A 20,474-nucleotide genomic window follows, 5' to 3' on the forward strand; every position below is an offset into this window, starting at 1 on the left:
GCTCAATCTTCGCCCATTGGGCATCCGTCAGAACATTGCGATCCATCCTGACTATGAATCACATCAGCCTCCGAGTGTGAATCCCCACAGACCCTAGAAGTCCGTAAGACTCGTAATCCTGCCGGAGCATCCTCAAGGGTCACAGGAGACGGTCCAGTTGGAAGGGCACTCCCTCCGCCACTTGCCCCTGCGAAAGCGTTCTCCCGATCCGGCTACGGCCGGATTTTCTCGTTGTTTTCGAGGGTTATGCGCAGTTGGCTTTGCACCCGCGTCCTCTCCAAAGCGGCCAGACACGTTCTCTGCAGCGAGATATTCTCCGGACCTCTCGACTGCGCGCATTCGGTGTAGAGCCCGTAACCAGTTGAAAATATAGGGACAGTTCCTCTCGCCACCTGAACACTTCGATGCCAGTGGCGTTTGTGGAAAGGACCAGAAATCTAACCCGTTCCTTCCCCCTCCAGCCGCGCAAATCCATACCGCCATTGAGAATTTTCGGGAACGACGGCATCCTTTCGGTGAAGGAGGGAATAAATGGCGAAACCGGAACTCGACACCGACAAGCTCGACGACGCGGCGCTGGCGATCCTCAGCCTGACGCTGCATGACGGCAATCGCGTCTGGAAAGGGATCGACTGGTCGATCACCGACCGGCTACACGCCAAGGGGCTGATCCACGATCCCATCGGCAAGGCGAAATCGCTCGCCCTGACAGAAGATGGACTGGCGCGAGCCGAAGCGGCTCTCGTCGAGTTGTTCGTGAAGCCTCGGTCGAACGATCTTAAGAGGTCCGAACCATGAAGCCGGCTGACGAGGAGCGCATCGCTGCCCGGCTGGCGAAACTGATGGCGATGATCTGTGTGCGCAACACGGGGATCGAGGAATTGCACGCGGGGACTGTCCCGGTCACACACACTGGAGACTATTCGGACGTGTTCATCACCGATGCCGACGGCCGCAAGTTTCCATGGTCTGACGCGTCACATCTCGACGACGACCAGATGCGAAGCCTGATGCGACAGATCGTCGACCGGCTCTACACCTTTTACCTCAAGGCTGACGATCCGGGGTTCCGCGACCACCTCGACCGCTGGCTGACCCTCGCCGAACGATGGGACGAGCCGCAGGTGGATGATGCCTTCCTTGCGACCATCACCGGCGGGGAAGCCAAGCTGCCGAGATAGCCATTCGCGGTCAGGTCAGGCTTCGACGGATGGTCGCCGGATCCCATTATGCAACGGGTTCCGCAACGGCTGAGTGCTTCGTGACAATGTCCTGAATTTCCGCGGGCTTGAACGCGACATCCCATGCCCAGTGGCCGAAGCCGCCCGCCGCGTTAACGGCTTTCACCCACTCGTTCAACGCGTCCCGCTTGGCCTTGTTCTGGGGGCTGTCGGTGCCCTTGATCTCAAGCGCCAGAATGGTGCCGCTGGCAAGGCGCACGAGGAAATCCGGAACATATCGGCGTCGTGAACCGGCCCACATGTAGTAGATCTGGAACCCGAGGTGATCGTTCTTGGCATAGGCGATGACGTCGTCGCGCTTCTCGAAGATGTTCGCGGCATGTCCCTCCCAGGACGAATCGCCGACCAGGTGGCTGATGTGCGACTTGGTGGTCGGAAAGCACGGCTTGGTGGTGTACCAGGTCCGCATCTGGCCGGTGGCGCCGATGGGATTTTCCTCGTCGAAGACCGGCGTCAGGCGTTCCGTGTTCTGCTCGGTGACGTTGCTCAACACATGCTGAACGACAAGGTCGATGTTGAGCGCGATCAGAATCCGCCGCCGAAGCGGGTCGGAGTGGAACAGCGACGGGATGTCGAGGCGGTCGGAGTTGAGGAACGTCTCGACGATCCTGACCAGCTGCGCCGCGAGATACTCGTGGCTACCCGAGAAACCGTGGCTGAGTTCGGCGAAGGCCTTTCGTGCTGCCTGAAAGACAAGACGTTGCAGACGGAAGCCGTCTGGCAGCTTCTCGAGGTCGATGGCTGTCACCTTGCCCATATCGGTCGCGCCGCCGAGCGCAGGAGCCATTTCCGCGCTGATTGGCGTGCTGGCAGGGTCGAGCACGAGCGGCGCAACCTTGCCCCAGTCCATGGTCAGCTGCGGTCTCACGACCGTTTCAACCCGCAGCACGTTCGGCCAGCGAAGTTCCAGATGAGCCCGCTCGGGCAGGACTTCAATCTGGGTGGTCGGCTTCGGAGGCGGCGGCGCTTCCCCGCCTTCGCCTGTTTCCGAAATGGAAAGCGGCACACCGAAAACGTTGACGTATTCGGGCAGGAACAGACCATTCTCGTCCGTGTCATAGGACACCCGACGCAATCCGCGCCCGACGACCTGTTCACAGAGCAGCTGGGAGGTGAACGCCCGGAGGCCCATGATGTGCGTGACGTTCTTGGCGTCCCACCCCTCCGACAGCATCGCAACCGATATGACGTTCTGCAGATCCTGTCCGGCCGCTCCTCGCTTCCCGACGTTGTCCACGATCTCACGCAGCAGTTCTTCCTTCTTCAGGCCGCGGAACTGCTGGCGGCGGGTCTCGGGGATGGTTGCAGCGTCGATGATTGCCTTCAGCCGCGCCTCGTAATCCTTGTCGGAGGTCGCGGTCTCGCCGATCTCGGCCTTCTCCAGCACCTTGGAATCGACCCGGAGCGTTCGGGTCGGTGCGTGCAATTCGGGCCAGTGCGCATCGCCCTTGTTGAAATAGGTCTCTATGCGGGCTGCGGTTTCGGTGCGGTTGCAGACCGTCAGCATGACCGGCGGGGAATGATGCCCGGCCTCCTGCCATTGCGCCCGGGTTTCCCGCCAGTCGGCGCCGAGCAGCGTATAGGCGTCCTGGACCAGTTTTGGCAGCGCCTCATACGCTTCGGCCTTGCGGTTCAGGTCTTCGGAAACGGTCGGGTCGCGGTAGATGTGGTAGAGTTTCGAGCGCAATGTCTTGGCGTCCGGGACAGCATCGTCGCGGACCACGACGCGCGGCGTCTTGACCAGCCCGGCCTCGATCGCGTCGTTCAAGCCGAAATCCGAGATGATCCAGTCGAACAGCGCGGTATCGGTGCTCTTCTTGCCGGTCGGCGCGAAAGGCGTGGCCGAGAGGTCGAAGCAGCGCTGGATGCGCCGGGTCTTGTGGATGCGGTCCAGACCCTCGATCCAGCGCGTCGCTTCATCCAAGTCGATGCCATGCTCTTCGGCATGCTTCTTGCTGATCTTCACCTCGGGCGGCTTGCGGTAGGCGTGGTGCGCCTCGTCGTTGATGACGATGATGTCCTTGCCGCCCGACACCGAGGCCGTCGCAACCCGTGCCCGCGAGGCCGAACGCGACCGCGTCTCCACCATTTACGATCTGACCGGTCGCCTGAACCTCGAGCGCAGCTTCGCCGAGGATCTGGTCAAGCGCGGCGTCAGCGTCGACGAGTCCCGCCGCCTGATCCTCGACCAGGTCGCAGCGAAATCCGACGAGACCCGGACATTCCCGCATGTCTCGGTCCCCCTCGGCGGCCGGGACGAGCGGATCACCCGCCGCGACGCCGTGGCAAACGCGCTCTTGCACCGCTACAGCCCGACGCTGTTTCCGCTGGAGGATGCCGCTCGCCAGTACCGCGGCATGACGCTCTTGGAACTGGCCCGCGAAAGCCTCGGCAATGCCGGGGTCAACACGCGCGGCCTGTCGCGCGACGAGGTGGCGACGCGGGCGCTGCACTCGACCTCGGACTTTCCCGAGATCCTGTCGGCCGTGACCAACAAGACCCTGCGGCAGGCCTATGACGCCTATCCCCGCACTTTCGCGCTCTTCTGCCGCCAGGTGCTGGCGACCGACTTCAAGTCCATGCACCGGGTCCAGCTCGGCGAGGCGCCGCAGCTTCTGGAAGTGGGCGAGAGCGGCGAGTTCAAGCGCGGCACGCTTGGGGAGTCGAAGGAGAGCTACAAGGTCAAGACCTACGGCCGGGTGGTCGCGATCACCCGCCAGACGCTGATCAACGACGATCTCGACGCCTTCACCCGCATCCCGGCGATGTACGGCAACTCCATCGCCCAGCTGGAGTCGGACGTGGTCTGGGGCATCATCACCGCCAACCCGGCGATGGCCGACGGCAACGCGCTGTTCCACACCACGCACAAGAACCTCGCGGGCACCGGCGCGGCGCTCGATGTAGGCAGCGTCGGTGCGGCGCGGGCGGCGATGGCCAAGCAGACCGGCCTCGACAAGAAGACGGTGCTGAACGTCCGCCCTGCTTTCCTGATCGTGCCGGCCTCGCTGGAGCTGAAGGCCGAGCAGCTGGTCGCCCAGAACCTGGTGCCCGCCGCGACCTCCAGCGTGGTGCCGCAGTCGATCCGCACCCTCGCGCCGATCAGCGAGCCCCGTCTCGACGCCGCCAGCGAGACCGCCTGGTATCTGGCGGCCAGCCCGAACCAGATCGACACCATCGAGTACGCCTATCTCGAGGGGCAGCAGGGCGCCTACATCGAGACCCGCAACGGCTTCGACGTCGACGGCGTCGAGATCAAGTGCCGCCTCGACTTCGGCGCCAAGGCCATCGACTGGCGGGGTCTCTACAAGAACCCGGGCGCGTAACCTGCGCCCCAACATGCTGAACCCTGACACGCGGGCGGTCCAATCGGGCCGCCCTTCGTCTTTCCACGAGGATCATCCCCATGAAAAACTACGTCCAGCCCGGCAACACCATCACCCTGACCGCGCCCTATGCCGTCGCCTCGGGCGATGGCCTGCTCGTCGGCTCCATCTTCGGCATTGCCGCCGGGGACGCCGCCATCGCCGAACCCGTCGAGACCGCGCTCGTCGGCGTCTTCGACATCACCAAGGTCGGCTCCCAGGCCTGGACCGTCGGCGCGGAGGTCTATTGGGACGACACGAACAAGCGCTGCACGACCGTCGCGACCGACAACACTCTTGTCGGCGTGGCCGTCGAGGCGGTGGCGAGCGGCGCGGGCGACACCATCGGCCGGGTGCGCCTGAACGCGGCGTTCTGATGAGCGCCTTCGCCGCCGCCGTCGGCGCGCTCTTCGCCGATCCGAACATCGGCCGGGATGCGATCTACATCGCCGACGGCGGCGCGCCCGTCCTGGTGCGCCTCGTCGACCGGCGTGCCGATGCGATCAGCGATTTCGGCGACGCGCGGCTCTGGTCCGAGACCACCCGCATTGACCTGCGCGTGGCTGAGGTGCCGACACCGCGTCCCGGCGACAGGATCGAGATCGACGGGGACGCCTTCCTCATCCAGGGAGAGCCGGTTCGCGACCGCGAGCGGCTCGTCTGGACCATCGACCTGCGCCCGGCGTGACCCCGATGAAACTGAAGCTCGACATCGATCCCGACATCGTCGCGATGATGGCGGCGGAGGTCGCGGCGGGCGAACGCGCGGTGACGGCCGCCATGCGCGAGGCCGGGATCGGGTTGAAGTCAGCGTGGCGGCTGCAGATCACCGGCGCGGGGCTCGGGCCCCGGCTCGCCAACTCGATCCGGAGCCAGAACTTCCCGAAGTCAGGCGAGAGCCTGGACGCGGCAGCACTGGTCTGGTCGAAGGCCCCGGTCATCGTCGGCGCCCATGACACTGGGCCGCTGATCCGCTCGAAGAACGGGTTCTGGCTGGCGATCCCGCTGCCTGCGGCGGGCAAGTCCCTGCGCGGCGGCCGGATCACGCCCGGCGAGTGGGAACGGCGACGCGGGTTGCGCCTGCGCTTCGTCTATCGCCGCACCGGCCCGAGCCTGCTGGTGGCGGAGGGGCGGCTGAACACGAAGGGCCAGGCGGTGGTGTCGCGCTCGAAGACCGGGCGCGGCAAGGTCACCGCGCCGATCTTCCTGCTCGTGCCGCAGGTCAAGCTGCCGAAGCGTCTGGACCTGGCACGGGATGCAGACCGGGCATTGGACAGCGTGCCGGGGCTGATCGTGGCGAATTGGGTGGAGGCGAAGCTATGATCAGCGCTTGAACAAGAGCAGCCTCAGGTCAGGCCCACAAACGCCAGCGCGACACCGGCAAGCGCACAGCCCGCAAGGACCGTCACGGCGCCCAGCCGGAAGCGGAAGACAGCCACGAGCGCGGCAAGCACCAGCGCCGCAGCCGCCAGGTTCACCGTGGACCAGACGGGCACATCGAGATCGAGGCCGTATGCTGTAAGCGTCCGCACCTCGTCGAAGACGACGTGCAGACCGAACCAGACGGCGAGGTTCAGGATGACGCCCACCACGGCCGCGGTGATGGCGGTCAGGGCGGCGGTCAGCACCGCGTTGTCGCGCAGACGCTCGATGAAGGGCGCGCCGAGGAAGATCCACAGGAAGCAGGGAACGAAGGTCACCCACGTCGTCAGCAGCCCGCCGAGCGTTGCCGCCATCAGGGGCGACAGGCCGCTCGCCTCGCGGAAGGCACCCATGAAGCCCACGAATTGCGTCACCATGATCAGCGGGCCGGGCGTGGTCTCCGCCATCCCGAGCCCGTCCAGCATCTCACCGGGAGCAAGCCAGCCGTAGTTCTGCACCGCCTCCTGTGCGACATAGGCCAGCACCGCATACGCGCCGCCGAAGGTCACCACGGCCATGACGCTGAAGAAGCCCGCGATCTGCGAAAACACGTTCTCTGGCCCAAGTACCGCGAACAACAGTCCAACCGGCGCCAGCCAGAGCGCGAGGAACACCCCAGAGATGCGAAACGCCCAACCCCGGTTGACCTGCGTGTGATCAGGCGATTCCTCGCCCAGCAGCGTATCGGCGTCGTCGACCTGGACCTTGCCGACCTTGCCGTGTCCGCCGCCGCCATGGAATGCTGGCAAGCCCGCCCGCGCGCCGAAGAACCCGATCAGGCCAGCCACGAGGATGATGAGCGGGAACGGAATGGCAAAGCCGAAGATCGCCACGAACGAGGCCGCGGCGATGGCGACCATCGCACCGTTCTTCAGCGCGCGCGATCCGATGCGGATGACCGCCTGCACCACGATGGCCAGCACCGCGGCTTTGAGCCCGAAGAAAAGCGCCTCGACCGGTCCGACATTGCCGTAGAGCGCGTAGATCCAGCTGAGTGCCATGATCGCCACGACGCCGGGCAGCACGAACAGGACGCCCGCGATGATGCCGCCGAGCGTGCGATGCATCAGCCAACCGATGTACACGGCGAGCTGCATCGCTTCCGGACCCGGCAACAGCATGCAGTAGTTGAGCGCGTGCAGGAACCGCTTCTCGCCGAGCCAGCGCTGCTCCTCGACGAGGATACGGTGCATGAGCGCGATCTGCCCGGCCGGACCGCCGAAGCTCAACAGGCCGATGCGGGCCCAGATGCGGGTGGCCGCAGCCAGCGTGGGGTACGCGCGGTCCTGCATCAGTCTGCCTTCGGCTTGTTGGTGGGCCAGTTGTGGGTCTCGTCGGTGGCGTCCCGCGCCCAGCGGAAGAAGGCGTCGTAGAGCAGCATCCCGGCCTCCAGCTGCTCCAGATCGTCGGAATACATCCGCGACAGGCCGAGCGACGCGGCAAGCAGCCCAGCGGCCTCGGGCGCAAGGTCGAGCCGGGCGGTATCGGCGCCGCGCACGATTGTCGCGAGCCGGTCGAGCGCGGGAATGCTCAGGCCGAACTCGGCCAGCATCACGTCGAAGGTGCAAAGGTCGCCCCTGTGGCTCCAAAACACGCCTTCGATGTCGAAGGGCGACGCGTTGTAACGTTCTGCCACGCCCACCACCTCGGCGGGCGCCACGAACAGGATGATCGCGCGGGGATCGAGAAAGCGCCGGATCAGCCAGGGACACGCGATGCGGTCGATCTTGGGGCGCGCGCGCGTGACCCAGATGGTGCGCCCCTGCGCGTCGCGCGCGGGCAACTTCGCGGGATCGATCAGCGGCAGTCCGGCGGAGCGCCAGGCCTCGAACCCACCCTCGAGATACTCCGAGGCGCAGCCCTCGGCGCGAAGCCAGGCGGCGGTGCCCTGACTGCGCCGGTGACCGGCCTGACAGACGGCGATCGACGGCTGGCCGCCGAGCTGAGGCGCGAGGGCGGCGAGCGCCTGGTCGTCGATCCGGACAGAACCTGGGAGCAATCGTGGATCGGCGGCGAAATCTTCCTCGGACCGCACGTCGAGCAAAAGCGGTGCGCGGGGGGTTCCGATGATGCGGGTGAGCTTGTCGAACGAAATGGCATTGGGCGCAGGCATGTGCGTTCCTCCGTCGCCGGGGTTGAACAGGAACGCGATCTTCAGCTGGCGCCTCGTGGGGAGCTCGCAATCCCCATGGGTCCAGTTACCGGAAGTGCTCTGAAACTGTCAAGAATTGCAAAGGTCAAGCTGCCCATGTTCGGGCGCTTCGGACATCGAAGAGACCCTCCATGCCCACCCCACGCGAAACCATCCTCGCCGCACTGCACGCGCGGCTTTCGGCGCTGCCCTCGACCGCCCTGCGCGGTGACGTCCTGCCCGAGCGTGTGCCGGCCGAGGGCCTGCTGATCCTGCGCGACGGCGAACCGGGCGAGCCCGAGGTGACGCTGTCGCCGCTCGCCTACCACTACCAGCACCGGGTCGATATCGAGGCGGTCGTGCAGGGCGCAGCCCGTGACGCCGCCTTCGACACGTTGACCGCCAGCATCGGCGCGGCGCTCGCCGCCGACCGCACGCTCGGCGGGCTCTGCGACTGGGTCGAGGCGGAAGCCCCGCGCCCGGTCGATCTGCCAGTCGAGGGCGCGGCCAGCCTGAAGGCCGCCGTGATCCCGGTGATCCTGCACTATTCCACGGCCGATCCGCTCGGCTGATCCCGACAACCCGAGGAGAACACCATGGCACGAGCCCAGGGGGCGCGGGCGCTGATGGCGCTTGCGTTCGAGACGACCTATGGAACGCCGCCCGCCAGCGGCTTCACCCGCATGCCCTTCGCCAGCACGTCGCTCGGCGCCGAGCAGCCGCTGCTGAACTCGGAGCTGCTCGGCTACGGCCGCGATCCGCTGGCGCCGATCAAGGACGCGGTCACGGCGGACGGCGATGTCGTCGTGCCGCTCGACGCCGAGGCCTTCGGGTTCTGGCTGAAGGCGGCGTTCGGTGCGCCGACGACCACGGGCGTGGAAGCGCCATACAGCCACGAGTTCCAGTCGGGGTCCTGGACGCTGCCCAGCATGTCTATCGAGACCGGCATGCCCGAGGTGCCGCGCTACGCCATGTATTCCGGCTGCGTGCTCGACCAGATCAGCTGGCAGATGCAGCGCTCGGGCTTGCTGACCGCAACGGCACGGCTGGTCGCGCAGGGCGAGACGGTCGGGACCACGACGAGCGCGGGAACACCGGCCGCGCTGGAGCTGAAGCGCTTCGGCCATTTCAACGGGGCGATCACCCGCAATGGCACCGCACTCGGCAACGTGGTCTCGGCTGAAATCACCTATGCCAACAATCTCGACCGGATCGAGACGATCCGCTCGGACGGGCGCATCGACGGAGCGGACCCGTCCATCGCCGCGCTGACCGGCCGGATCGAGGTGCGCTTCGCCGACCAGACGCTGGTGACGCAGGCCATCAACGGCGAGGCCTGCGAGATGGAATTCGCCTACGTCCTGCCCTCGGGCGAAAGCTTCACCTTCACCGTGCACGCCGTCTACCTGCCGCGCCCGCGCATCGAGATCTCCGGACCGCAGGGCGTTCAGGCGACCTTCGACTGGCAGGCGGCGCGCGACAGCGTCGTCGGCCGGATGTGCACCGCCACCCTCGTGAACGATGTGGAGACGTATTGATGCTGACTCTCGACCTGACCAAGTCCCCGCGCTGGCATGACCTCGCCCCCGGCGTTCGGGTGCAGTTGCGCCCGCTGACCACCGCTCTGATGGTGGCGACCCGCAGCGACCCCGTAGTGGAGGCGGTGCCCGAGGACGCCTCCGACGAAGAGCGCGCTGTCGCCTTCGCCAAGGCGCTGGCGCGGCGGGCGGTGCTCGCCTGGGAGGGCATCGGCGATGCAGACGGCAAGCCCATCGACCCGAGCCCCGAGGCCGTCGACGCGCTGCTCGATGTCTGGCCGATCTTCGAGGCTTTCCAGCTGACCTACGTCTCCAAGGGCCTGCTGCTGGAGCAGGAAAAAAACGGCTCCGCGCTCTCGCCGAATGGTACTTCGGCGGGGGCGAGCGCTACTGCCAAGCCTGCACGCAAGCCTGCCCGGACTGCCCGGCGCGGCTGAACCGTCCGGAAACGCCGGAGGGCTGGCAGGTTTGGGACCTGGTCGGTCGTCTCGGCGGCCAGCTGCGTGTCCTGCCCGGCATAGTGATCGGCTGGGACATGTCCGCCGCGCTGGCGCTCGGTGACGCCCTCGGCGTGCCGCCGATCGCCATGGCCGAACTATTGCCCGTCATCGAAGCGGTGATGGTCGCCAAACTCAACGAACAGATGGATCACTCCCATGGCGGAAAAACGAGTTAGCGTCCGCCTCGCCGCCGTGGGCGGACGGCAGGTGCGCGCCGAACTGGAAGGCGTGGGCGAGGCTGGCGCGCGCGGCTTCGGACGGCTCAGCCGGGAGATGGAAGCGGCCAACGCCCGGCTCGCAGCCTTCTCGCGACGGGTGCGCGTGGCCGCCGCAGCGGCGGTTGCCGCCGCCGCCGCCGCTGGTGTGGCCATGGTGCGCTCCGGCCTGCAGACGGTGGATGCGCAGGCGAAACTGGCGCAGTCGCTCGGCACCACCGTCGCCTCGATCCAGACGCTGGAGCGCGCGGGCGAGCTGGCGGGCGTCTCCATGTCCGGCATCGAACAGGCCACCAAGGATCTGACGCGCCGTCTCAGTCAGGCGGCCGCCGGGACCGGCCCCGCTGCCGACGCGCTCGACCGGCTGGGGCTTTCCGCCAACGACCTGATCGCTCTGCCGCTGGACCAGCGCGTCGGCGCCATCAACGCGGCGATCGAGAGCTTCGTGCCTGCCGCCGAGCGCGCGGCGGTCGCGGGCCAGCTCTTCGGCGAGGAAGGCTCCATCGCCATGTCGCGGATCGACACCGCGACGCTGCGCCAGGCGACGGAGGACGTGCTCGCTTTCGGGGTGGTTGTCTCAGAGCAGGACGCCGACCAGATCGAGCGCACGAACGATGCGATCTCTCAGCTCGGGCTGATCTGGCGCGGGCTGTCGAACCAGCTCGCGGTCGCCGCGGCCCCCGCGCTGGAAGCCGTCGCCAACGCCATGGCTGCGGTCGCCAGCCGCACCGGGCCGCTCGGCATCGCGATCCGCGGGCTTTTCGACAACATCGGTCGCCTGACCACCTATGCCGCCACCTTCGCGGCCTTCCTCGCGGGCCGATGGGTGGCTGGCATGGCCGCTGCGGCGCTCTCCGTGCGCGGCCTCGCCACGGCGCTCGTCGTGCTGCGCGGCGCGCTGATCCGCACCGGCATCGGGGCGCTGATCGTCGGCGCGGGCGAGCTCGTCTACCAGTTCACACGCCTCGTCTCCGGTGCGGGCGGGTTTGGCGAAGCGATGTCGCTCCTGAAGGACCTTGCCGTCGAGGTCTGGGAGCGGATCAGGATGGGCGCGGCTGCGGCGGGCGCTGCGGCCACGGCGATGTTCTTCGACCTGAAGGCCGACGCCGCTTCGGGCATGCAGAGCGCCATCGAGAGCGTCGTCGGTTTCGGCAACACCGCCGTGAACACGTTCGAGGGGGCCTACGAGGCGATCAAGGCGATCTGGGGTCTGCTGCCCGCCGCCATCGGCGATCTGGCGTTCCAGGCGGCCAACAGCCTCGTCGACGGCGTCGAGGCGATGCTGAACGGTGTGGTCTCGCGCATCAACGGCTTCATCGGCGGCATCAATCAGGGGCTCGAAGCCCTCGGGTCGGAGCGCCGCATCTCGCTGGTGCCCGACCTCGACCTCGGCGAGATCGAGAACCGCTTCGAGGGCGCGGCCAGTGCTGCCACGACAGCGGCACAGGCGGCCTTCGACCGGGCCTTCGAGGACAATCCGCTGACCGCGCCCGATCTCGGCCTGACCGAGGCGGCAACCCGCGCGCTCGAGTCCGCGAACCTCTATCGTGGTGCGGCGCGCGATCTTGCCGAAGGGGCCCGCGCCCAGCTCGAAAGCTGGCAGGCGCTGCGCAATGCGGTGCGCGGCACCGATGAGGATGGAGCCGATGCGCTGACCGAGGCCACCGGCGCGGCCGAGCGGCTCGAGACGGCGCTCGGCGATGCCGGGCGCGCCGCGACGGATGCAGGTGCGGCGGCCGGAGCTGCCGCTGCGGCAGCGGAGCCCGCGACTGAGGCTGCCGTCACCGGCTGGCAGGCGGTCACGGCGGCGCTGTCGGACTACGCCAGCAAGGCGCGCGAGATCGGCGGCGACATCGGCCAGAGCCTCGTCGGCGCCTTCCAGTCGGCCGAGAACGCGGTGGGCCAGTTCGTGAAGACCGGCAAGCTGAACTTCCGCGACCTCGTCACTTCGCTGCTGGCCGATCTCGCCCAGCTCGCCGCCCGACGCTTCATCCTCGGGCCGATCGCAAACGCGCTCTCCGGCGTGTTCTCAGGGGCGGGCGGCATCTTCGCCAACGTCCTGCATGCGGGCGGCATGGTCGGCTCGGCTGGGCCGTCCCGTATGGTCCCGGCCATGGCCTTCGCCGCCGCGCCGCGCATGCATGGCGGCGGCATGGCCGGACTTCGCCACGACGAGGTGCCCGCAATCCTGCAGCGCGGCGAGCGCGTGCTGTCGCGCCGCGAGGCGCAGAGCTACGGCGCAGGCGCCGGGGTCAACGTCACCATCATGGCCCGCGACGCCGAAAGCTTCCGGCAGTCGCGCACGCAGGTCGCGGCCGACATCGCCCGCGCGGTGTCGCTCGGGCGGAGGGGCATGTGATGGCGTTTCACGAGGTCCGCTTTCCCGACAACATCAGCCGGGGCGCGCGGGGCGGGCCCCAAAGGCGCACGCAGATCGTCGAGCTTGCCTCGGGTGACGAGGAACGCAACGCCAGCTGGGCGAACAGCCGCCGCCGCTACGATGTCGCCTACGGCATCCGCCGCGCTGACGATCTGGCGGCGGTGGTTGCCTTCTTCGAGGCGCGCAATGGCCGCCTGCATGGTTTCCGCTTCAAGGATTGGGGCGACCACAAGTCCTGCCTGCCATCAGGCACACCGTCGCCCACCGATCAGGCGATCGGCACCGGCGACGGCGCGGCGACCGCCTTCCAGTTGGTGAAGCGTTACGCCTCGGGGGCGCAGTCCTGGTCGCGCGCCATCGCCAAGCCGGCCGCCGGGACCGTGCGCATCGCGCTGGCGGGCGTCGAGCAGCTCTCCGGCTGGTCGGTCGACACCACGACCGGCGTGGTCACCTTCAGCACCGCGCCGGGATCGGGCGGCGCCATCACCGCGGGGTTCGAGTTCGACGTGCCCGTCCGCTTCGACACCGACGTGCTCGACGTGACGCTCGACCTCGAGAGGCTCGGCTCGATCACCTCCATTCCGCTTCTGGAACTGCGCCGATGAAGACCTTCTCGCCCGCCCTGCAGGCCCATCTCGAAGATGGCACGACGACGCTCGCCTGGTGCTGGCGGATCGCGCGCGCCGATGGCTCGAGTTTCGGCTTCACCGACCACGACCGGACGCTCAGCTTCGACGGCACCGACTTCGAGCCAGAGAGCGGGCTCACGGCGTCCGAGGTGCGCTCGGGGTCAGACCTGTCGGTCGATGCACAGGATGCCGAGGGCGTGCTGACCTCCGACCGGATCACCGAGACCGACATCCTCGACGGCCGCTGGGACAACGCGGCGGTCGAGGTCTGGCGGGTGAATTGGGCCGACACCGGCCAGCGCGTGCTGATGAGGCGCGGGGCCATCGGCCAGATCCGGCGCGGGCGGCTGGCCTTCGTCGCCGAGGTGCGATCGCTCGCGCATGTATTGGGCCAGACGGTCGGGCGGACGTTCCAGGCGACCTGCGACGCCGTGCTCGGCGATGCGCGCTGTGAGGTCGATCTGGAGGATCCAACCTACAAGGGCACCGGTGCGGTGATCGACCTTCTGCGCGACCGCGCCTTCACCGCATCGGGGCTCGGCGGGTTCGTGGTCGGCTGGTTCACCTTCGGGATAATCGAATGGACCAGCGGCACGAATGCGGGGCGTCGCGCGGAAGTGCTGGGCCATGACGTGACGGACGGCATCGCTGTTCTGACCCTGCTCGAAGCGCCAGTGCGCGCGATCGCCGAGGGCGACGCCTTCACCATCCGCGCGGGCTGCGACAAGCGCATGGAGACCTGCGGGGCGAAGTTCGCCAACACCGCCAACTTCCGCGGCTTCCCGCACATCCCCGGTCAGGACGCCGTGCTGCGCTATGCCACCAAGGACGGCGGGCATGGGGGTTCGGTGTTGTGATCTCCGCTGACCCCGCACGCGTCATCGCCGTCGCACGCTCCTGGCTCGGCACGCCTTATCACGACCAGGCGAGCCTGCGCGGCGTCGGCTGCGACTGCCTCGGCCTGGCCCGGGGCGTCTGGCGCGAGGCCGTCGACCCCGAGCCGTTCCCGATCCCGCCCTACAGCCGCGACTGGGGCGAGACCGGTCCGCGCGAAGTTCTGGCCGAGGGCGCGCGGCGCATGATGATCGAGGTGTCGCCCGCCGAGGTCGGTCCCGGCGCGCTGGTCCTCTTCCGCATGAAGCCCCGCGCCATCGCAAAGCATGTCGGGATCCTGACCGGGCCCGACAGCTTCCTCCACGCCTATGAGCGGTTGGGCGTGATCGAGGAGCCGCTCACTCCATCCTGGCGGCGGCGCATTGCCTTCGCCTTCCTGTTCCCGCAACGCTGAGACCCCGACATGGCCACGCTTGTCCTCGGCGCAGCCGGCGCCGCCATTGGCGGCAGCATCGGCGGCGCGATCCTCGGCGTCAGCGCCGCCACCATCGGCGGCTTCATCGGCTCGAGCATCGGCTCGGTGGTCGACAGCTGGATCATCTCGTCGCTGGCGCCGACGCAACGCATCGAGGGTGCGCGGCTCGACACGCTGCGCATTACCTCGGCCACCGAGGGCGCGGTGATTCCGCGGCTCTATGGCCGGATGCGCATGGGCGGCAACATCATCTGGGCGACCGATTTCCGCGAGGAGACGAAGACCACAACGCAGGGCGGCGGCAAGGGTGGCGGGGGCGGCAAGGTCAAGACGACCGAGTATCTGTACTACGCCTCCTTCGCCGTGGCGCTTTGCGAGGGCCCGATCATCGGCATCGGCCGCATCTGGGCCGACGGCAAGCCGATGGACCTCTCCGGCGTCACCTGGCGCTGGTATCCCGGCGACGAGACGCAGACTGCGGACCCGTTCATCGCGGCGAAGATGGGCGCGGCCAGCACGCCGGCCTATCGCGGCACGGCCTATGTGGTCTTCGAGGAACTAGCGCTCTCGACCTATGGCAACCGGCTGCCGCAGCTGTCCTTCGAGGTCTTCCGCCCGCTCGCCGATCCCGACACCGCCGAGGGGCTGACCCGCGCCGTCACCATGATCCCGGCCTCGGGCGAGTTCACCTACGCGACACAGGCGATCCGCAAGACCGACGGCGGCGCGACGGTGCCCGAGAACCTGAACGCGCTGGCCGACTCCACCGACATGGTGGAGGCACTCGACCGGCTGCAGGCGATGGCCCCTGCGGTCGAGAGCGTCAGCCTCGTGGTGGCGTGGTTCGGCGACGATTTGCGCGCGGGCTCCTGCAAGGTGCGCCCGGGCGTCGAGGTGTCGGCCAAATCCACCACGCCCGCCAGCTGGTCGGTGAACGGCGTCAGCCGGGCCAGCGCCTTTCTGGTCAGCCGCGACGATCAGGACCGCCCAGTCTATGGCGGAACGCCGTCCGACTTCGCCGTGGTGCAGGCGATCCAGGAGATGAGGGCACGCGGGCTGCGCGTCACCTTCTACCCATTCATGCTGATGGACGTGCCGCCCGGCAACAGCCTGCCGAACCCGTATTCCGACAATGCCGCCGAGGTGGGCCAGCCTGCGTTCCCCTGGCGCGGCCGGATCACCTGTTCGCCTGCAGCGGGGTTCGCCGGGACGGTGGACAAGACCGCTGCGGCCGCAAGCCAGGTCGCGGCGCTGTTCGGAGCGGCCACACCCGGCAGCTTCAGCGTCTCGGGCGAGAGCGTCAGCTGGATCGGGCCATCGGGCGACTGGGGTCTTCGGCGCATGGTGCTGCACTACGCCCATCTCTGCGCGGCGGTGGGCGGGGTTGACGCCTTCCTGATCGGCACCGAGATGCCGGGGCTGACCACGATCCGTTCGGGCGCGGCCACCTATCCGGCCGTGCAGGCCTATCGGGACCTCCTTGCGGATGTGCGCTCGATCCTCGGGTCCGGCACCAGGATCGGCTATGCGGCCGACTGGTCGGAGTATTTCGGGCACCAGCCGGGCGACGGAAGCGGCGATGTCTTCTTCCACCTCGATCCGCTCTGGGCCGATCCGGAGATCAATTTCGTCGGGATCGACAACTACATGCCGCTGTCGGACTGGCGGGACGGGTTCGAGCATGCGGACGCGGCCGAGGGCTGGCCCGCGATCTACGACCGGGCCTACCTGCAGGGGAACATCGCGGGCGGAGAAGGCTTCGACTGGTTCTACGCCAGCGCCGCCGACCGAACTGCGCAGGTGCGGACGCCGATCACGGATGGCGCGGCGGCCAAGCCGTGGGTGTTCCGCTACAAGGATCTGCGCGCCTGGTGGTCGAACGCCCACTACGACCGCCTGGGCGGGGTGGAGAGCGGAACGCCGACGGCGTGGGCGCCGCAGTCGAAGCCGATCTGGTTCACCGAGCTGGGCTGCCCGGCCATCGACCGCGGCACGAACCAGCCGAACGTCTTCTTCGACCCGAAATCCTCGGAGAGTTTCACGCCGCATTTCTCGCGGGGATGGCGCGACGACGCCATCCAGCGCGCTTACCTTGAGGCAACGTATCTCTGGTGGGGCGCCCCGGCGAACAACCCGGTGTCCTCGGTCTACGGCGGCCGGATGGTGCATGTCCCCGAATGTGCCGCCTGGACCTGGGACGCACGGCCCTATCCGTTCTTCCCGGCGCTGACCGACGTCTGGACGGACGGGGCGAACTGGCGGCTCGGCCACTGGCTGACCGGACGACTCGGGGCGGTGTCGCTCGCTGCGCTGGTCCGCCATCTTTGCAAACGGGCGGGGCTGCCCGAGGACCGCATCGACGTCTCGGGCCTCTGGGGCGCAGTCGAGGGCTACGCCATCACGGCGCTGGAAAGCCCGCGCGCCTCGATCACCACGCTGTCGCGCCACTTCGGCTTCGACGCGGTCGAGACCGAGGGCGTGATCCGCTTCATCATGCGCGGGCGGGCCTCCGTCGCCACCCTTGCGCCCGACGATCTTGTGGCCGGCCGCGAGGGCGATGTGCTGGAGCTGACACGCGGCCAGGAGACGGAACTGCCGCAGGCGCTGAAATGGCAGGTCGCGCGCGCCGACGAGGATTACGACGCGGCCCTCGTCGAGGCGCGGCGCATCACCGTGGACACGACGCGGATCGCTTCGGAGTCCTTCCCGATGGCGGTGCCGCCCGAGGAGGCCGAACGCCGCTGCCGTCGCGCGCTGATGGAGGCGTGGGTGGGGCGCGAGACGGCAGCGTTCCGTCTGCCGCCGTCGCGGCTCGCTCTGGATCCGGCCGACGCGATCCGGCTGGAGCATGACGGGCGGCTGGTCGATCTGCGGCTCATCTCCATTGCCGACGCCGAGGCGCGGGGCATCGAGGCGGTGCGCCAGGACCGGGCGACCTACGACATGCCGCCCGGCGATCCCCGCGCGGCGTCGCTGACGCGCGCCGTGGTGTTCGGCGCACCGGATGCGGTGCTGATGGATCTGCCGCAGCTGACCGAGGACCAGCCCGCGCATCGGCCGTTTGTCGTGGCGAATGCCGTACCCTGGCCCGGCGAGATGGCGGTGTTCCGCAGCCCCTCGACCGATGGCTTCGAGCTGCTGACCACGTTCGGCAGTCGCGCCCGGATCGGGGTGCTGGTCTCCGACCTCTATCCGGGCCCCACCTCGCGCTTCGATCTCGGCAATGCTCTGGTGGTCGATCTGCTGACCGGCACGCTGGAAAGCGTCACGGACCTGACCTTGTTCGGCCGGGCGAACGCGCTGGCCATCGAGAGCGCGCCCGGCGTCTGGGAGATCGTCCAGGCGGGCGCGGCCGAGCTTCTGGCGCCGGGCCGGTATCGTCTGACCCGGCTCCTGCGGGGCCAGCGCGGCACCGAGGGTGCCATGGGCAACCCGGCGCCTGCTGGCGCGCGTGTCGTCGTGCTGGACACCGCGCTCGCATCGCTGCCGATCGCCGAGGCCGATCACGGCATCCCGTGGAACTGGCGCATCGGCCCGGCCAGCCGCCCGGTCAGCGACGAGACCTATGTCGCGCAAGCCTTCACGCCGGTGGGCATCGGGCTGCGGCCGTTCTCCGTCGCTCATGTCGAGCAGCCGTGGCGTACGCCGCGCACGCCCGGCGATCTCACGATCCGCTGGATACGCCGGTCCCGAGCTCTCGCGGCCGACAGCTGGGGCGGGCTCGAGGTGCCGTTGGCCGAGGAGCTGGAAGCCTACGAAGTCGAGATCCTAGACGGCGCCACCGTGAAGCGGGTGCTGAGCACCGCCACCACCAGCGCGGTCTACACCGCCGCAGACCAGACCGCCGATTGGGGCGCGCCGCTCGGCCCCGGCGACACGCTCGACGTCCGCATCTACCAGCTCTCCGCCCTTGTCGGGCGGGGAGCGCCCAAGGCTGTCACGCTGAGCTTCTGAGGTAGCGCAATGAGTTCTGGCACGGCGCGCGATCTACGTCGTAGGCTTGGGACATGCGCCCCGAGGACGAAGACAGGATTGCAGCCCATCTTGCCAGAGTGATGGCCGTGGCCTGCGTGCGCAACACGCAGCTTGAGACACTCCCCGCGGGTCAGGTGCCTGCCTCGCGCACAGGCGACGGCAGCGACGTCATCGTCGTGGACGCGGACGGCAACCGCATTCCGTGGTCCGAGGTCTCGCGGATCGACGACGACGAGATGCGCGCGCTGATGCGCGAGATCGTGGATCGGCTCTACACCTTCCATCTGAGGATCGACGACCCGGCCTTCCGGGCCGAGATTGATCGCTGGGCCGCAATGACCGCAACGTGGGACGCGCCGAAGCCCGACCCGGTTCTGTCGGCCATTCCGGGGAAGACGCCCGAGCGCGGGTAGCTCGTCAGTACCACCGCTGCGCCACTGTTCGCCGCCTGCCATGCAGGCGGCGTTCTTCGTTCTGGAGACCGCCCATGTCCGACGCCACGACCCATCTCCTGCTGCCCTACATCCTCGCAGCGCAGGCCCAGAAGCACGTCACCCACAACGAGGCGCTGCGGATCCTCGACGGGCTCGTCCAGCTCTCGGTCCTCGACCGAAACCTGACCGCGCCGCCCGGAAGCCCCGCAGACGGCGACCGTTACATCGTCGGCTCGGGCGCGACGGGAGACTGGGCGGGCTGGGATCTGAACGTGGCGATCTGGACGGACGGCGCGTGGCTGCGCCTTACACCGCGCACCGGCTGGCGGGCGTGGGTCGAGGACGAGGGCCTTCTGCTGGTCTACGACGGCGTGGGCTGGGTCGGGACGACACCGGCCGCGTTGCAGAACCTCGCGCTCCTGGGGCTGGGCACGACAGCAGATGCGTCGAACCCGTTCTCGGCCAAGCTGAACGCCGCGCTCTGGACCGCCAAGACCGTGGTCGAGGGCGGCACCGGCGATCTGTTCTACACCATGAACAAGGAGGCTGCGGGCGACGATCTCGGGCTGACGCTGCAGACCGGCTTCGTGACCAAGGCGCTGGTTGGCCTGTTCGGCTCGGACAGGTTCCGGCTGGCGGTTTCGGCCGACGGCAGCACCTTCGTCGACGGGCTCAGCGTCGACAACGCCACCGGCATCGTCGACCAGCCCCTACTGCCGCGGTTCAAGGCGTACACCAATTACGACAACTATGTCGGCCTCGGGGCCTGGACGAAGATCGCCCTCAACAACACCGACTACAACGATCAGGGCGCGTTCGACGCCGCGAACAACCACTTCGTGGCGCCCGTGGACGGGACCTACCTCTTCGGCGCGACGCTGCTCTACAAGATCAACGCCAGCGCCACGGCCCGCATGCGCGGGCGGCTCGTGCTGAACGGCACCACCGAAATCCGCGGCTCCCTCGGCGAAATCTCCGCCACCCATGTCTCGCTCGCCACCGCCATCTGGCTTCAGACAATGGTGCCGCTGACGGCAGGCGATACCGTCGAACTGCAGGGGTATTTCCGGGTCGCAGACGGCTACTTCGCCGCCGATCACACGTCCTTCTGGGGCTGCAAGGTCGGCTGAGCGGCGGAAGGAGGATCCGATGAACCCACCCCGATCCGAGGGCTTCGTGCGCATGCCCGATGCCGAGTTCGAGGCGATCCTGACGCGGGCCGCCGAGGAAGGCGCCAAGCGCGCGCTCGCCGATGTCGGTCTCGACGGCGACGAGGCCGCGCTTGACATCCGCGATCTGCGCTCCCTGGTGGACTGCATCCGGCTGGTACGCCGC

General features: G+C 68.1%; 20 protein-coding genes and 1 pseudogene. 18 read left to right on the top strand and 3 right to left on the bottom strand.

The features are described 5' to 3' along the window. Nucleotides 1–531 precede the first annotated feature (531 nt). Nucleotides 532–798, top strand: coding sequence for a DUF6429 family protein (locus PARHAE_RS17190; protein WP_126155791.1), 267 nt, complete (start codon nt 532–534; stop codon nt 796–798). After that, the gene (locus PARHAE_RS17195) at nt 795–1,181 is read left to right on the top strand and encodes a hypothetical protein (protein ID WP_126155792.1); all 387 of its coding nucleotides are present in this window, start codon (nt 795–797) and stop codon (nt 1,179–1,181) included. Before PARHAE_RS17190 ends, PARHAE_RS17195 begins: the two co-directional genes overlap by 4 nt. Before the next feature lie 46 nt (nt 1,182–1,227). Here PARHAE_RS17195 and PARHAE_RS17200 read toward each other — a convergent pair. After that, nucleotides 1,228–3,267, bottom strand: a pseudogene (locus PARHAE_RS17200) (BPTD_3080 family restriction endonuclease); the annotation flags it as partial. On the opposite strand from PARHAE_RS17200, the gene PARHAE_RS17205 reads away from it, so the two are divergent. The 4 genes from PARHAE_RS17205 to PARHAE_RS17220 all read left to right on the top strand — a co-directional run bounded on the left by PARHAE_RS17205 (nt 3,257) and on the right by PARHAE_RS17220 (nt 5,929). Then, complete coding sequence (locus PARHAE_RS17205) at nt 3,257–4,567, top strand: prohead protease/major capsid protein fusion protein (RefSeq protein ID WP_420899419.1); 1,311 nt, start codon at nt 3,257–3,259, stop codon at nt 4,565–4,567. The pseudogene PARHAE_RS17200 and the gene PARHAE_RS17205 overlap by 11 nt on opposite strands. Nucleotides 4,568–4,647: 80 nt before the next feature. After that, on the top strand, nt 4,648–4,983 hold the full coding sequence (locus PARHAE_RS17210) for a DUF2190 family protein (protein WP_126155793.1): 336 nt from the start codon (nt 4,648–4,650) through the stop codon (nt 4,981–4,983). Next, nucleotides 4,983–5,294: a head-tail joining protein gene (locus tag PARHAE_RS17215; RefSeq protein WP_126155794.1), complete on the top strand. Its 312-nt coding sequence runs from the start codon at nt 4,983–4,985 to the stop codon at nt 5,292–5,294. The genes PARHAE_RS17210 and PARHAE_RS17215 overlap by 1 nt, the downstream gene beginning before the upstream one ends. Nucleotides 5,295–5,299: 5 nt before the next feature. Further along, nucleotides 5,300–5,929: a DUF6441 family protein gene (locus PARHAE_RS17220; RefSeq protein WP_126155795.1), complete on the top strand. Its 630-nt coding sequence runs from the start codon at nt 5,300–5,302 to the stop codon at nt 5,927–5,929. A 23-nt stretch (nt 5,930–5,952) separates the two neighbouring features. Here PARHAE_RS17220 and chrA read toward each other — a convergent pair whose 3' ends face one another. After that, nucleotides 5,953–7,320, bottom strand: a complete 1,368-nt coding sequence (gene chrA / locus PARHAE_RS17225; protein ID WP_126155796.1) for a chromate efflux transporter — start codon at nt 7,318–7,320, stop codon at nt 5,953–5,955. Beyond that, nucleotides 7,320–8,141, bottom strand: coding sequence for a chromate resistance protein ChrB domain-containing protein (locus PARHAE_RS17230; RefSeq protein ID WP_126155797.1), 822 nt, complete (start codon nt 8,139–8,141; stop codon nt 7,320–7,322). Before PARHAE_RS17230 ends, chrA begins: the two co-directional genes overlap by 1 nt. Before the next feature lie 170 nt (nt 8,142–8,311). Between PARHAE_RS17230 and PARHAE_RS17235 the strand changes: the two genes are divergently transcribed. The 12 genes from PARHAE_RS17235 to PARHAE_RS17285 all read left to right on the top strand — a co-directional run. After that, nucleotides 8,312–8,731, top strand: coding sequence for an acyl-CoA transferase (locus tag PARHAE_RS17235; RefSeq protein ID WP_126155798.1), 420 nt, complete (start codon nt 8,312–8,314; stop codon nt 8,729–8,731). A gap of 24 nt (nt 8,732–8,755) precedes the next feature. Further along, nucleotides 8,756–9,697 carry a phage tail tube protein gene (locus PARHAE_RS17240; RefSeq protein WP_126155799.1) on the top strand — a complete coding sequence of 314 codons (942 nt, stop codon included), beginning with the start codon at nt 8,756–8,758 and terminating at the stop codon, nt 9,695–9,697. Then, entirely contained in the window at nt 9,697–10,134 is a 438-nt protein-coding gene (locus PARHAE_RS17245; RefSeq protein ID WP_126155800.1) for a hypothetical protein, read from the top strand. The genes PARHAE_RS17240 and PARHAE_RS17245 overlap by 1 nt, the downstream gene beginning before the upstream one ends. Before the next feature lie 98 nt (nt 10,135–10,232). Beyond that, nucleotides 10,233–10,373, top strand: coding sequence for a DUF7697 family protein (locus PARHAE_RS21780; protein ID WP_164555301.1), 141 nt, complete (start codon nt 10,233–10,235; stop codon nt 10,371–10,373). Beyond that, nucleotides 10,354–12,771: a phage tail tape measure C-terminal domain-containing protein gene (locus PARHAE_RS17250; protein WP_126155801.1), complete on the top strand. Its 2,418-nt coding sequence runs from the start codon at nt 10,354–10,356 to the stop codon at nt 12,769–12,771. Before PARHAE_RS21780 ends, PARHAE_RS17250 begins: the two co-directional genes overlap by 20 nt. Further along, nucleotides 12,771–13,397, top strand: a complete 627-nt coding sequence (locus PARHAE_RS17255) for a DUF2460 domain-containing protein (RefSeq protein ID WP_126155802.1) — start codon at nt 12,771–12,773, stop codon at nt 13,395–13,397. The genes PARHAE_RS17250 and PARHAE_RS17255 overlap by 1 nt, the downstream gene beginning before the upstream one ends. Further along, nucleotides 13,394–14,278 carry a DUF2163 domain-containing protein gene (locus tag PARHAE_RS17260; RefSeq protein ID WP_126155803.1) on the top strand — a complete coding sequence of 295 codons (885 nt, stop codon included), beginning with the start codon at nt 13,394–13,396 and terminating at the stop codon, nt 14,276–14,278. The genes PARHAE_RS17255 and PARHAE_RS17260 overlap by 4 nt, the downstream gene beginning before the upstream one ends. Then, nucleotides 14,275–14,709: an NlpC/P60 family protein gene (locus tag PARHAE_RS17265; RefSeq protein WP_126155804.1), complete on the top strand. Its 435-nt coding sequence runs from the start codon at nt 14,275–14,277 to the stop codon at nt 14,707–14,709. The genes PARHAE_RS17260 and PARHAE_RS17265 overlap by 4 nt, the downstream gene beginning before the upstream one ends. A gap of 9 nt (nt 14,710–14,718) precedes the next feature. Next, nucleotides 14,719–18,684: a baseplate multidomain protein megatron gene (locus tag PARHAE_RS17270; RefSeq protein ID WP_126155805.1), complete on the top strand. Its 3,966-nt coding sequence runs from the start codon at nt 14,719–14,721 to the stop codon at nt 18,682–18,684. 53 nt (nt 18,685–18,737) lie between these two features. Next, on the top strand, nt 18,738–19,118 hold the full coding sequence (locus PARHAE_RS17275) for a hypothetical protein (protein ID WP_164555302.1): 381 nt from the start codon (nt 18,738–18,740) through the stop codon (nt 19,116–19,118). A 74-nt stretch (nt 19,119–19,192) separates the two neighbouring features. Continuing rightward, nucleotides 19,193–20,269, top strand: a complete 1,077-nt coding sequence (locus PARHAE_RS17280) for a DUF2793 domain-containing protein (protein ID WP_126155806.1) — start codon at nt 19,193–19,195, stop codon at nt 20,267–20,269. Nucleotides 20,270–20,288: 19 nt separating this feature from the next. Beyond that, on the top strand, nt 20,289–20,474 hold a 186-nt coding region (locus PARHAE_RS17285; protein ID WP_241232865.1), incomplete at its 3' end, for a DUF6127 family protein.

It is taken from the genome of Paracoccus haematequi (genome assembly GCF_900631945.1).
Classification (GTDB): domain Bacteria; phylum Pseudomonadota; class Alphaproteobacteria; order Rhodobacterales; family Rhodobacteraceae; genus Paracoccus; species Paracoccus haematequi_A.